Source organism: Roseovarius spongiae, from assembly GCF_003651245.1.
Taxonomy (GTDB): Bacteria; Pseudomonadota; Alphaproteobacteria; order Rhodobacterales; family Rhodobacteraceae; genus Roseovarius; species Roseovarius spongiae.
In genome coordinates, this window is the sequence record NZ_RAPE01000001.1 from 285,015 (window position 1) to 297,759 (window position 12,745).

General features: G+C 66.0%; 17 protein-coding genes. 12 read left to right on the forward strand and 5 right to left on the reverse strand.

The window, feature by feature from the left end:
- Positions 1-20 precede the first annotated feature (20 nt).
- From recQ to D6850_RS01315, 4 genes are all read right to left on the reverse strand, one after another.
- A complete protein-coding gene (recQ, locus tag D6850_RS01300; protein ID WP_121163210.1) occupies positions 21-2,060 on the reverse strand; it encodes a DNA helicase RecQ in 2,040 nt (679 codons plus the stop codon).
- 46 nt (positions 2,061-2,106) lie between these two features.
- Complete coding sequence (locus tag D6850_RS01305) at positions 2,107-2,358, reverse strand: BrnA antitoxin family protein (protein WP_121163211.1); 252 nt, start codon at positions 2,356-2,358, stop codon at positions 2,107-2,109.
- Positions 2,309-2,530, reverse strand: a complete 222-nt coding sequence (locus tag D6850_RS01310) for a BrnT family toxin (RefSeq protein WP_206019184.1) — start codon at positions 2,528-2,530, stop codon at positions 2,309-2,311. Before D6850_RS01310 ends, D6850_RS01305 begins: the two co-directional genes overlap by 50 nt.
- 136 nt (positions 2,531-2,666) lie before the next feature.
- Positions 2,667-2,954 carry a YggT family protein gene (locus D6850_RS01315; protein WP_121164989.1) on the reverse strand — a complete coding sequence of 96 codons (288 nt, stop codon included), beginning with the start codon at positions 2,952-2,954 and terminating at the stop codon, positions 2,667-2,669.
- Positions 2,955-3,082: 128 nt separating this feature from the next.
- On the opposite strand from D6850_RS01315, the gene D6850_RS01320 reads away from it, so the two are divergent.
- The 12 genes from D6850_RS01320 to D6850_RS01375 all read left to right on the forward strand — a co-directional run bounded on the left by D6850_RS01320 (position 3,083) and on the right by D6850_RS01375 (position 11,286).
- Entirely contained in the window at positions 3,083-3,646 is a 564-nt protein-coding gene (locus D6850_RS01320; RefSeq protein WP_121163213.1) for an acyl-CoA thioesterase, read from the forward strand.
- Between the two features lie 57 nt (positions 3,647-3,703).
- The gene (locus D6850_RS01325) at positions 3,704-5,041 is read left to right on the forward strand and encodes an MFS transporter (RefSeq protein WP_121164991.1); all 1,338 of its coding nucleotides are present in this window, start codon (positions 3,704-3,706) and stop codon (positions 5,039-5,041) included.
- A gap of 80 nt (positions 5,042-5,121) precedes the next feature.
- Positions 5,122-5,928 (forward strand): penicillin-insensitive murein endopeptidase, encoded by an 807-nt coding sequence (gene mepA, locus D6850_RS01330; protein WP_425452364.1) that lies wholly within the window; start codon positions 5,122-5,124, stop codon positions 5,926-5,928.
- 159 nt (positions 5,929-6,087) lie between these two features.
- Positions 6,088-6,714 carry a queuosine precursor transporter gene (locus tag D6850_RS01335; RefSeq protein ID WP_121163215.1) on the forward strand — a complete coding sequence of 209 codons (627 nt, stop codon included), beginning with the start codon at positions 6,088-6,090 and terminating at the stop codon, positions 6,712-6,714.
- A gap of 254 nt (positions 6,715-6,968) precedes the next feature.
- Positions 6,969-7,394: an alternative ribosome rescue aminoacyl-tRNA hydrolase ArfB gene (arfB, locus tag D6850_RS01340; RefSeq protein ID WP_121163217.1), complete on the forward strand. Its 426-nt coding sequence runs from the start codon at positions 6,969-6,971 to the stop codon at positions 7,392-7,394.
- 84 nt (positions 7,395-7,478) lie between these two features.
- Positions 7,479-8,090 carry a ribonuclease D gene (locus D6850_RS01345; protein ID WP_121163218.1) on the forward strand — a complete coding sequence of 204 codons (612 nt, stop codon included), beginning with the start codon at positions 7,479-7,481 and terminating at the stop codon, positions 8,088-8,090.
- A gap of 8 nt (positions 8,091-8,098) precedes the next feature.
- On the forward strand, positions 8,099-8,713 hold the full coding sequence (gene lptC, locus D6850_RS01350) for an LPS export ABC transporter periplasmic protein LptC (RefSeq protein WP_121163219.1): 615 nt from the start codon (positions 8,099-8,101) through the stop codon (positions 8,711-8,713).
- 36 nt (positions 8,714-8,749) lie between these two features.
- Positions 8,750-9,205, forward strand: coding sequence for an LptA/OstA family protein (locus D6850_RS01355; RefSeq protein ID WP_121163221.1), 456 nt, complete (start codon positions 8,750-8,752; stop codon positions 9,203-9,205).
- Positions 9,202-9,972, forward strand: a complete 771-nt coding sequence (gene lptB, locus D6850_RS01360; RefSeq protein ID WP_245964063.1) for an LPS export ABC transporter ATP-binding protein — start codon at positions 9,202-9,204, stop codon at positions 9,970-9,972. The genes D6850_RS01355 and lptB overlap by 4 nt, the downstream gene beginning before the upstream one ends.
- A 75-nt stretch (positions 9,973-10,047) precedes the next feature.
- Positions 10,048-10,188, forward strand: a complete 141-nt coding sequence (locus tag D6850_RS19380; RefSeq protein WP_166433964.1) for a hypothetical protein — start codon at positions 10,048-10,050, stop codon at positions 10,186-10,188.
- A 26-nt stretch (positions 10,189-10,214) separates the two neighbouring features.
- Positions 10,215-10,778 (forward strand): ribosome hibernation-promoting factor, HPF/YfiA family, encoded by a 564-nt coding sequence (gene hpf, locus D6850_RS01370; RefSeq protein ID WP_121163224.1) that lies wholly within the window; start codon positions 10,215-10,217, stop codon positions 10,776-10,778.
- 43 nt (positions 10,779-10,821) lie between these two features.
- Positions 10,822-11,286, forward strand: coding sequence for a PTS sugar transporter subunit IIA (locus D6850_RS01375; protein ID WP_121163225.1), 465 nt, complete (start codon positions 10,822-10,824; stop codon positions 11,284-11,286).
- Between the two features lie 28 nt (positions 11,287-11,314).
- On the opposite strand, the gene D6850_RS01380 is transcribed toward D6850_RS01375, so the two are convergent.
- Positions 11,315-12,739 (reverse strand): sulfotransferase family 2 domain-containing protein, encoded by a 1,425-nt coding sequence (locus D6850_RS01380; protein WP_121163226.1) that lies wholly within the window; start codon positions 12,737-12,739, stop codon positions 11,315-11,317.
- Positions 12,740-12,745 lie beyond the last annotated feature (6 nt).

A 12,745-nucleotide genomic window follows, 5' to 3' on the forward strand; every position in this document is an offset into this window, starting at 1 on the left:
CCTCCGTATTCTCCCAATACCTAGGACGCCCCGTGCAGAACGTCCAGAAAGGCCGCGCCGAAGCGTTCCGCGCGCCTGTCGCCGAGGATGTGAGACATCTGGACCGCGTCGCGGGGGCGCGTCTCGGCCACGCGGGTGATGAGCGAGGTCGAGCAGCTGAGCGGCTTCTCGGTGCCGTCCGTCCCGCGCGCCAGTTCCGCGTGCACCTCGGCCAGCGCGTCGAACAACGTCCCGGACTCGCGCCCGGCAAGCCTGCGCCGCGAGGGGTGCATACGCGCCGCCTCGCCGTTGATGACGGCGAGGAAGGCGTCGCCGTATTGTTCGAGCTTCTTCGCGCCGACGCCACCGATGCGCGCCATCTCATCAAGCGTCGCGGGCCGGGCTTCGGCCATCTCGATCAGGGTGCGGTCATTGAACACGACATAGGCGGGCACGCGCGCGGCCTCGGCAAAGGCGCGTCGACGCGCCTTGAGCGCCGAGAGCAGCGGTTCGTCCTCTTCCGACACCAGCGTTTTGACCGCCGGGCGGCGGTCCTTTACGGCCAGCGTGTCGCGGCGCAGCGTGATCTGCGCCTTGCCCTTGAGGATCGGCACGGCGGGATCGGTCATGCGCAGCGCGCCGTGGCGGTCCGGATCGGGGCGGATCAGGTCATGGCCCATCATCTGGCGGAAGATGCCCTGCCACATGGGCCGCGCGATGTCGCGCCCGACGCCGAAGGTGGGCAGCCCGTCATGGCCGCGCGCGCGCACCTTTTCCGTGACCTTGCCGGTCAGGATGTCGATCAGGTGCCCCGCGCCGAACCACTCATCGGTGCGCAGGATCGCCGAGAGCGCCTTCTGCACCGCCTCGGTCCCGTCGAAGGTGGCGGGGGGCGCGTCGCAAAGATCGCAATTGCCGCAAGGCTGGGCCTCCTCGCCGAAGTAGCGCAGCAATTGCACGCGCCGGCATTCCAGCGCCTCGGCCAGCCCGAGCAGCGCATTGAGCCGCGCGTGATCGGCGGCGCGGCGCTCGGGGGGCGCGAGGCCCTCGTCGATCTGTGCGCGGCGCAGGCGGATGTCGTCGGGGCCGAACAGCGTCAGCGTTTCCGCCGGCGCTCCGTCGCGGCCCGCGCGGCCGATTTCCTGGTAGTAGGCTTCGATCGATTTCGGCAAGTCAGCATGCGCGACCCAGCGGATATCGGGCTTGTCCACGCCCATGCCGAAGGCGACGGTGGCGACCACGATCAACCCGTCCTCGGTGTTGAAGCGTTGCTCCACCGCACGGCGCGCATCCGCCTCCATCCCGCCGTGATAGGCGATCGCGGAATGCCCGGCCTCGCGCAGCGCCTGCGCGAGCGATTCGGTGCGCGCGCGGGTGCCGCAATAGACGATTCCGGGCTGCCCCTTGCGCGCCGCGGCGAAGGTGGTGATCTGCTTGCGCGGTCCGTCCTTGGCCTGGAAGGCGAGGTGGATGTTGGGCCGATCAAAGCCGTGCAGGAAGGTGTCGGGCGCGCGCCCGTCAAACAGTTTCTCGACGATCTCGGCCTGCGTTTCCGCGTCCGCCGTGGCGGTGAACGCGGCGAGCGGCACGTCGAGCGCGCGGCGCAATTCACCGATGCGCAGGTAATCGGGGCGGAAGTCGTGACCCCACTGGCTGACGCAGTGGGCCTCGTCCACGGCGATCATGCTGACATTGATGCGCCGCAACATGCCCATCGCCGACCCCGCGGCGAGCCGTTCGGGCGCTATGTAGAGCAGCTTCAGCCGCCCCTCGTCCAGCGCGCGCCAGACCGCTGCGGTCTCGTCCTCGGTGTTGCCCGAGGTGAGCGCTCCCGCCTCGACCCCCGCTGCGCGCAATGCCCGGACCTGGTCGCGCATCAGCGCGATCAGCGGCGAAATCACCACCGTCACGCCATCGCGCATCAGCGCGGGCAGCTGAAAGCAGAGCGACTTGCCCCCGCCGGTGGGCATGATGGCCAGCACGTCGCGCCCGCCCGCAACCGCATTGACGATGTCCTCCTGTCCGGGACGAAAGGCGTCGAATCCGAATATGTCGCGCAAGAGCGTGGCGGCGGCTGGCATGGAAAAGCCCTGTATCTGGTGTTCTGTTTTCTGCTCGCCCCAAGGACTAGCCCAGACCGGCGGCCTTGCGCAACGCCTCGTTCATGCGGCTCTGCCAGCCGGGGCCGTCCGCCTTGAACCGTTCGATCACGTCCGCGTCGAGCCGGATGGTCGTGGAGACCTTGGGGTTGGCGGATTTCGGGCGGCCGCGCTGCACCGGCGCGGCCTCGATCACGGCGGCCCATTCGTCGGTGGAGAGATCGGGAATCTCATCCGGATCCACCCAATCGGTTGCGGTATCTTCTTTCTTCACGCGCATTGGCTTTCCTCAGGCTGATGATGCGCCGCGCATCGCCGCGATATGTCCAGGCGAGAACGACCATCCGTCCGTCCAGAAACCCGAAGGTCAGGTATCGGTCTTCGCCGTAGTCGTAACGGATGTCGGGAAATGTAAGGCAAGTCCCGACAAAGACGGCGTAGGCGTGGGCCATGTCGAGCCCACGGGCAGCATAAGTCGCGTCACGCTTGCCGCATCATGCTCGATCTTCATTTACGTTACTACAATAAATGGGCGTTGCACCCACTATCGGCAAGCGTATTCAAGAATGGATGAAGTTCGGCCGTCGCTCAGTAGAACGCGGCCGCGTTGTTCGTGAGAATGATGCGCAGCGCGTAGACTGCGACCAGCGCCACCAGCGGCGCGAGGTCGATGCCCGACATCGGCGGCAGGATGCGGCGGATCGGGGTGTAGATCGGTTCGAGCAGACGGTCGAGGCCGCTCCAGATCTGGGCGACGAGCGGCTGGCGCAGGTTCAGCACCTGGAAGTTGATCAGCCACGACATGATGACATGCGCGATGATGACGAACCAGACGATATCGAGGATCAGCATGATGATCTGGAAAAGCGATGTCATGAGCGCGCCCTGTTCTGCAAATTCGCCCCCGTAGGTAGGCGTCGGCGCGTCAAAGCGCAAGACTTACGCCAAGTGACGGTTGACGCCCGCGCCCGGCCATATGACATGGACCGCAAAGGAGCCCGCCCATGTATCCCGCGATCCGAATGCTCTGGCAGTTGTGGAAACACCGCAACGACCCGGCGTTGCCGGTTACCGGCACGCATGTGTCGCGGCACTACTGCCTGCCCTGGGATATCGATCTGTGGATGGAGCTGAACAACGGGCGCACGCTCACGCTCTATGATCTCGGGCGGATCCCGCTGGCGCGGCGCGCGGGGCTGATCCGGGTGCTGCGGGCGCGCAAATGGGGACTCACGATGGCCGGCGCGTCGGTGCGCTATCGCCGCCGCGTGCGCCCCTTCGAGGCGGTGGAGATGCGTAGCCGCATGGTGAGCTGGGACGAACGGTTCGTCTATATCGAACAGTCGATGTGGAAGGCGGACGGCGGTTGCGCCAATCACATCGTCTATCGCGGCGCCGTCACCGGCAAGAGCGGCATCGTGCCGCCCGCCGAGGTGCTGGAGGCGATGGGGCGCGCCAATGCGCCACCTCCCATGCCGGAATGGATCGCCGCCTGGATCGCGGCCGACGCCGTGCGACCCTGGCCGCCGATGCAGGACGCCACAGAGGGCGAAACCCCGCAGGAATGACTTGCCCCGAACGCGCGCCCGCTGTCATATCGGCGCGGGAAAGACTTGGGGTTGTTCATGAAATCGGCATCGCATCGCAAGCGTATCTGGGGATGGTTCTTTTTCGACTGGGCAAGCCAGCCCTACAACACGTTGCTCATCACCTTCATCTTCGCCCCCTACGTGAAGGAATTGATAGGCGACGGGGCCGCGGCGCAGACGGCCTGGGGGTTCGGGATCGGCGCGGCGGGGCTGATCGTCGCGCTGCTGGCGCCGGTGCTGGGGGCGATGGCGGATCATTCGGGCAACCGGATGGAATGGATCAAGCTGTTTTCGGCGATGTATGTGATCGGCGCCTTCGGCCTCTGGTGGGCCGCGCCCCATGATTTCAACCTGACGCTCATCCTGATCCTGTTCGCCCTCGGAATGATCGGGATGGAGTTCGCGACGATCTTCACCAATTCCATGCTGCCCGACCTGGGTGACAAGCAGGAGATCGGCCGCATCTCCGGCAATGGCTGGGCGTTCGGTTATGTCGGCGGACTGTCGGCGCTGATCATCATGCTGCTCTTCTTCGCCGAGAGCGGCGACACCGGCAGGACGCTGATCGGGCTCGACCCGCTTTTCGGGCTCGACCCCGTGAAGCGCGAAGGCACGCGGTTCGTCGGGCCGCTGACCGGGTTCTGGTACTTGCTGTTCATGGCGCCGTTCTTCCTCTGGGTGCGCGACCCGCAGCCCCGGACGGTCGAGAAGGGCGTCGTGGGCGAGGCGTTGCGCAGCGTCGCGGCGACGATCCTGCGCCTGCCGCGCACGCCGTCGCTCTTCGCCTTCCTCGGGAGCTCGATGCTCTATCGGGATGCATTGAACGGCATGTATTTCTTCGGAGGGATCTACGCGGCGGGGGTGCTTGACTGGAACGTGGTCGATACCGGCACGTTCGGCATCATCGCAATCATCGCGGGCGCGATCTTTGCCTGGCTGGGCGGGCGCGCGGATCAGCGGTTCGGACCGAAGCCGGTGATCATGGTCTGCATCATCGTGCTGGGCTTCGTCGCCGTATCCATCGTCTACGTGTCGCGCGAGAGCGTCTATGGCGTCGCCGTGCCCGCGCGTTCGACGTTGCCGGACATGATCTTCTACGCATTCGGCGCGCTGATCGGGGCGGCGGGCGGCGTGATCCAGTCGGCCAGCCGCACGATGATGGTGCGCCAGGCGCGGCCCGGGCACATGGCCGAGGGGTTCGGCCTCTATGGCCTTGCCGGCAAGGCGACGAGCTTCGTCGCGCCGATCGCCGTCGGTCTCGCCACGGCGGCGAGCGGCAGCCAGCAGATCGGCGTGACGCCGCTGATCGGGCTTTTCACGGTGGGGTTCGTGTTGTTACTGTTCGTCAAACCGAACGGGGACGCCGCGCCATGATGAACCCTTTGAAAGCCCTTCTGATCGCCGCCGGGCTGTGCGGTCTCACCCTGCCGGCGGCGGCGGAGATTCCCGCCTCGATGAAGAATGTCGAGGCCAAGCAGCTCTTCGGCAAGCAGCGCGCAGGTTCGGCGCACAAGCCCGCGCCCTTTGGCAGCTACGCGAAGGGCTGTCTCGCCGGTGGTCTGCAACTGCCCGGGACGGGTCCGACATGGCAGGCGATGCGCCTGAGCCGCAACCGCAACTGGGGCCATCCCGAAACCATCGATTTCGTCCAGAAACTCTCGGCCTTCGCGGCGCGGCAGCCGGGCTGGGCCGGGCTTTACATCGGGGATATCAGCCAGCCGCGCGGCGGGCCGATGCTGACCGGGCATCGCTCGCACCAGCTCGGGCTCGATGCGGATATCTGGCTGATGCCGCCCAAGCGGCTCAACCTCAGCCGCGCCGAGCGCGAGAATCTCTCGGCGATTTCCTACCGCCGCGCCAAGGGGGCGTTCGTCAATTCGCGCTGGACGCGCCAGCATCATGAGGTGATCAAGGCGGCGGCGAAGGACCCGCGCACCGCGCGCATCTTCATCTTTCCCGGCGCCAAGGTAAAGATGTGCAACGACGAGAAGGGCGACCGCGCCTGGCTGCGCAAGATCCGCCCCTGGTGGGGGCATCACTACCATTTTCACGTGCGCCTCGCCTGTCCGCGCGGCGCGCGCGGCTGCGTCGACCAGAACCCGCCGCCGCCGGGGGATGGCTGCGCCGCGGCGCAGAAATGGGTGAACGACATCCTGAACCCGCCGCCGCCCGACCCGAACGCGCCGCCACCCAAGAAACGGCGCGAACTGACGATGCGCGACCTGCCGTCGCAATGCGTGACCGTCCTGCAATCGCGTTGAGCGCGCGCCAATAAAGAGTCTTCTTGCCTACGGCGAGGATATTTCGGGCAAGAAGAACGGATGCCGAGCGGTTGACCGGTGGCGGGGCGGGGTGTATCGGGCGTCGTCCCCGGTGATCAGGGGCCAAGTTTCCGCAACCTTGTGCAAAACGGACCCATCATGAAACATCTGACCGGCATCTTGGTCATGGCCGCGATCGTCGTGGCCTCGAACATCCTCGTGCAGTTCCTGCTGCTGGACGGCATCCTGACCTGGGGGGCGTTCAGCTATCCGCTGGCCTTTCTCGTCACCGACCTGATGAACCGCATCTATGGCCCCGCCGCCGCGCGGCGCGTGGTGCTGGCGGGTTTCGTCGTGGGGATCGTCTGCAGCCTCATCGGGTCGCAGATCATGCTGAAATTCGGCCCCGCCGTGCCGCTGCGGGTCGCGGTCGCCTCGGCGACCGCGTTCCTGGTGGCGCAATTGCTGGACGTGGCGATCTTCGACCGGCTGCGCGGCGGCGCGTGGTGGCGCGCGCCGCTGGTCTCGACGCTGATCGGGTCGGTGGTGGATACGGCGCTTTTCTTCACCATCGCCTTCTCGGCCTCGATCACGGTTTTCGGCGCGGGCGCGGACGCCGCGATCAACTGGGCGTGGGAGGGCGCTCCGTTCATGTTGCTTGGCCCGGTGGCACCGCTCTGGGTGACGCTGGCGGTGGCCGACTGGACGGTGAAACTGGCCGTGGCGTTGGTCGCACTGATTCCCTTTCGCCTCATCTCGGCGAAATATTCGCGGCCCATGCCCTGAATTCTTTTGACAAATGCGAAATCCGTGGCAGGCTGTTCACAGGTTCAACGAGCGAAAGGAGGTGGTCCAGTGTCTATAGAGGTATTGGAGCGAGGTGTCGGAACAGTGCGGGAGGCGCGGGTCTAGGGCAGCCCCTGGACGTGTAACCACCCGGATTGGTGCGCCTAACCGGCCCACCTCCGAGAGACTTCTAGAGGGCCGTTCCCGCCAGGGGCGGCCCTTTTGATTTGCGCGCAAGGCATTAGGTTGGGGCGATGCTGAGGATCGACGACGCCATCGCCATCGAGGATTGGGAACTGACCGAGCAGTTCGTGCGCGCCAGCGGGCCGGGCGGGCAGAACGTGAACAAGGTGGCGAGCGCGGTCGAGTTGCGCTTCGAAGCGGAACGCTCGCCCAACCTGCCCGATGCGGTCAAGCGGCGGCTGAAGCGGCTTGCCGGACGGCGCTGGACGAAGGACGGCGCGGTGGTGATCCAGTGCGACGAGACCCGCCACCAGGCGCGCAACCGCGAAATCGCGCGCGCCCGGCTGGCCGAACTGGTCCGCGCGGCGGCGACCAAACCGAAACGGCGCATCCCGACGCGTCCGACGCTCGGGTCGAAGAAGCGGCGGCTCAAGGCCAAGAAGGCGCGCGGCGAGGTCAAGGCGCTGCGCGGCAACGTATCGCCCGGCGAGGAATGACATGCGCCGGGACGCCGACAATCTGGTGGCCTCGCGCGCCGATCCTATGTAGAGCAAGGACGCAACAGGTGCGAAGGACAGGTTATGGCGAACCATCTTTACCAGGGCGATCTTCCCGACGGGCTTGATCTCGGGCCGGTCGTGGCCATCGACTGCGAGACGATGGGCCTGAACCCGCATCGCGACCGGCTCTGCGTGGTGCAGATGTCCGGCGGCGACGGCGACGCGCACCTGGTGCAGATCGCCAACGGGCAGTTCGAGGCGCCCAATCTCTGCGCCATGCTCGAGGACGAGGACGTGCTCAAGCTGTTCCATTTCGGGCGTTTCGACATCGCCGCGCTGCTCAACGCCTTCGGCGCGCTGACCGCCCCCGTCTATTGCACCAAGATCGCAAGCAAGCTGATCCGCACCTATACCGACCGGCACGGGCTGAAGAACCTGTTGCAGGAACTGCTGGACATCGACATTTCCAAGCAGCAGCAGAGCTCGGACTGGGGGGCCGACAGCCTGAGCGACGCGCAGGTCGAATACGCCGCGTCGGACGTGCTCTACCTGCATCGGCTGCGCGAGAAGCTGGATGCGCGGCTGGTCCGGGAGGGGCGCATGGAGATGGCGCAGGCCTGTTTCGATTTCCTGCCGGTGCGCGCCGCTCTCGACCTCGAAGGCTGGCCCGAGCAGGACATTTTCGCCCATTAGGATCGCCGATGCGCGCTGGGGACAATCTCTATTCGGTGCTGGTGGCGTGGATGAAGATCATCCTGCCGCTGGTCGCGCTTGGCCTGTTGTCGACGGTATTCCTGATCAGCCGCAAGGTCGATCCCGGGGGGACGATCCCGGTCAGCCAGGTCGATATCGAGCAGCGCGCCGACGAGCAGGGCGTGACCAATCCAAGCTTTGCGGGCGTCGCCACGGGGGGCGAGCAGATCACGTTCAAGGCCGATCGCGTGCGCCCGGACCTCGACCATGAAGGCCGCCTGATGGCCGATCGGGTGCGGGCCGAACTGCGCCTGAACGGCGGAACCGTGGTCAACATCACCTCGGATCGCGGCGAAAGCGACCAGTTCGAGTATTCCGCGCGGCTCGACGGGGATGTCCACATCACCACCACCACCGGCTACGATATCCGCACCGACGTGCTCACCGCCGAGTTCGACACCCTGCGCGCCGAGGCGCCGGGGCGCGTCACCGGTTCCGGCCCGGCGGGCACGCTCGAGGCGGGGCGGATGCTGCTGACCTCGGAAGAGGAGGACGGAACCGCACATTTGCTGTTCACGGACGGGGTCAAGCTGGTATACAGCCCCGCAGACACAAAGGACTGATAAGACGTGGCGCGCCTGATAAAAGTAATCCTATTCATGTGCCTTGCAGGCATGGCGCAGGCGCAGGGCACGCAGGTCGCCTTTGGCGACGTCAGCCAGGATTCATCCCTGCCGGTCGAGGTGACGGCGGAGAATCTCGACGTTGATCAGACCGACGGCACCGCCGTGTTCACCGGCAACGTGCTGATCGGGCAGGGGGAGATGCGCCTGTCGGCGCCGCGCGTGCTGGTGGTCTATCTCGAGGACCGCTCGGGGATCGAGCGGCTGTCCGCCACCGGCGGCGTGACGCTGGTCAGCGGCGAGGACGCCGCCGAGGCGACGCAGGCCGATTACAACGTCCAGACCGGCATGATCGAACTCGATGGCGATGTTCTGCTGGTGCAGGGAACCTCCGCGCTGACCGCCGACCGCATGTTCGTGGACACCAGGGCGGGAACCGCCCGGATGTCCGGCCGGGTCAAGACGGTGCTGCAGCCCGAGCAGGAGCAATGACGCCCGCCGCGCTGCATATCGCGCATGAAAGCGACGCGCAGGACCTGGGCCTGAGCGTGCGCAACCTGCGCAAGAGCTACAAGAAACGCGTGGTGATCCGCGACGTGTCCCTGACGCTGCGCCAGGGCGAGGTCGCGGCCCTCCTGGGACCGAACGGGTCGGGCAAGACCACGACATTCTACGCCATCGCCGGCCTTGTCTATCCCGAGGGCGGCAAGGTGATGATCGACGGGCGCGACGTGACCGGCCTGCCGATGTATCGCCGCGCCAAGATGGGGATCGGCTATCTTCCGCAGGAAATGTCGATCTTTCGCGGCCTTTCGGTCGAGGACAACATCATGGCGATCCTCGACATATCCCAGAGCGACCGCCACAAGCGGCGTGAACGGCTCGAGGCGCTGCTGTCGGAATTCTCGATAGAGCATATTCGCCGCGCGCCCGCGCTCGCCCTGTCGGGCGGTGAGCGGCGCCGGGTCGAAATCGCGCGCTGCCTTGCCGCCGATCCGCGTTACCTGCTGCTGGACGAGCCATTCGCGGGGGTCGATCCGATCAGCGTCGGAGATATCCGCCACCTTGTCGCGGACCTCAAGAAGCGCGGCATCGGCGTGCTCATCACCGATCACAACGTGCGTGAGACACTGGAAATCGTGGACCGCGCATATATATTGCACGATGGGCAGGTGCTGATGTCCGGCGCCCCTGCCGAGGTCGTGGAGAATGAGAATGTCCGCCGCGTCTACCTGGGTGAGAACTTTCGCATCTCGTGATATTCCGTGCTGAATTCCGCAGGGGGATCCGTGATCGTGATTGACGAATCGCCTCGAACCGGCCTCAATTATCCCATGACATTCGAGACGCCCGAACAGCCCGGCGCCGGGGTGCGGACCCCCGGGGCAAGGACCGGACAGATCGGCGGGATGAGCATTTCAAGCGACCAGGATCAGGGCTGCATCACGCTACGCAACCGCGCGGCGCGGCAATGACCGGCGCAAAGCCCGAAGGAGAGAACATGCGCTATCAAATCACCGGAAAGCAGATCGATATCGGCGAGGCCCTTCAGACGCACGTCAAGAACGAGCTTGGCGTGGCTGTCGAGAAATACGCCGAGCGGCCGGTCGACGCCCAAGTGGTTTTTTCCAAGAGCGCCAACGAGTTCGTGTGCGAGGCGACCGTGCATCTTTCGACCGGTCTGACGGCGCAGGCCAGGGGCCGCGCGCACGAGATTTACTCGGCGTTCGACAAGTGTTGCGAGAAAATGGAAAAGCAGCTGCGCCGTTACAAGCGCCGCCTGAAGGACCATTACCGCGACCGCACGGAGCCGGTTGAACTTTTTGGCGGCGCCTCCTATATCCTCGCCTCGGAAGCAGAGGAGGGGGAATCGGAACCCGAAAGCCTCCAGCCGATCATCGTGGCGGAGATGGAAGCGCGGATACCGTCGCTCTCCGTCGGCGAGGCCGTCATGCAGATGGAATTGGCCGGAGCCCCCGTCCTGGTGTTCAAGAACGAGGCGAAAAACGGGCTGAACGTCGTGTATCGCCGCGATGACGGCAACATAGGCTGGATCGACCCGTAAACGAGGGCAGCGCGCGGCAAGACGGCGTTTGTTCGGAGCGAGAATGGAAGTTTCAATGATCCTCAAGCCCGAGGCGGTACGAGTCCTGTCATCCGTATCCAGCAAGAAGCGTCTGATGCACGAGCTGGGCGATATCGTCCACGCCGCCTATGGCGTGAGCGCGGGCGCGGCCGTCGAGGCCCTGCTCGAGCGTGAAAGCCTGGGGCCGACCGGCGTCGGACATGGCGTGGCGCTGCCGCATGCGCGGCTCGATGATCTGGGCCGCGTGGTCGGCGCGCTGGTGCTGCTCGAACATCCGATCGAGTTCGGGTCCGTGGACCGCCGCCCGGTCGACCTCGCCTTCGGGCTCTTCGCGCCGCGCGACGCGGGGGTGGAGCATCTGAAGGCGCTGGCGCTGGTGTCGCGCACGCTGCGCGACGACTCGCTCTGTGCGAAGCTGCGCGCAAACCGGGACGCGGCGACCCTCTATGCCATCGTGACCGAGGCTCAGTCGGCCCTCGCGGCCTGACGCAAGGCTGTTGCAAGATCCCTGGCGCTCAGCCCCAGCGGGTGAACCCGAACGTCTCGTAGTCGCGCTGGTAGATGTCGGCGGTCAGCGCCTCGATCCCGTCGTCGTAGATGTCGGCCAGCGCAAAGGGCGCATCCGGTGCGGGCGCCGGAACCGGGACCGCACCCGGATAACCCGCCTGCTTGGCCAGCGCGGCAAGGTGCAGCACCATCTCCTCTTCGCGCAGCACCATGTCGGGGAGGACGAATTGCGCCATCCCCTGCAGGACCGAGACCTGGCTCGCCCAGGCGGCGTCGACCCGCACGCTGGTCTGGCCGCGCAGGTTGGCCTTGAGGAATTCGAGGAACGCTATGAAGGCGGTGTGATGCGCGCGCCGGTCCCAGCTCTCATCGGGGCCCGGGCCGGGGATCGGCAGCTTGTGGAAATTGCGCAGCGTGCGGCGGATTTCCGGCAGGCAGTCCGGCCCGCGGTTCAGGATGCGCGTGCAGAAGGCGTGGTGTGCGCGGGCCACCGGATGACGCAGCACGGTAAAGCGGCGATGACCCGGATGCGCGGCCATCCAGGCGCGCATCCCCTTCTGGTTCATGCCGCTGCGCAGCGCCTCGGGCGCCGCGCCGTCGAGCGCGGCGAGCCATTGGCGCACTTCCGCCTCGGGCCCCGCCCGCACCGGCATATAGAGAAGCGGCGCGCGGAGCGCCGCCACGTGGGCGGGCACGGCGGGGCCGCGGCGCGGTTCGAAATTCGGCGTGCGGGTAAGGTTGAAGCGGTCGAGCCCGGCGAGCGCTCCGGCCATTTCGTCGAAATTGGCGACCTTTTCCCCAATCGCCTGAGGGTTCTGTATCTTGAGGGTGCTGTCGAGCGATTCCAGCTGCTCCCCGACGCCGAGGAAACGCGCCAGCCCGTTCATCACGTCAAGGTCGCTGAGGTCCTCGTAGGCGATGTAGAACGCAGTCTGCCCGCTGCGCTGCAGCGCGTTCAGCAGCTTTAGCTGGAATTCCTGCAAGCGCGTCACATGCGCGTCGAATTCCGCCGCGTCGAACTGCGCGCGCGCGCCGCGGCGGCGCTTCACGTTGGTCAGTTTCCACTGGCCGGTTTCCTGCGCGATCTTCCAACTCACATAGCTTTCGGCGGGGTTGCGCGTCAGGATGATCTTGGCGCAGCGCGGATCGTTCAGCACGATGTCGAGCGCGCGCTGATCATGATCGTGAAAGAAGCGGAATCCGCCCAGGCCCTCCGTGTCGTCCCGGATGGCGTAGATCAGCCGCCCGGGGTCGCCCTCGCGCATGGCCTGCGTGACGCCGAGGATTTCGGTTCGGTTGGGGTAGCCGATGAAATGCGGGTTGAACGCTTCGCCGTGGCAGGCGATGCCGTCAAAGGCGTTGAGATTGGATTCGAGCAGGTTGCTCCCGGTGCGCATCTCCGCGAACACCACGAAGTAATCGAAACGGCTCATGCTGGG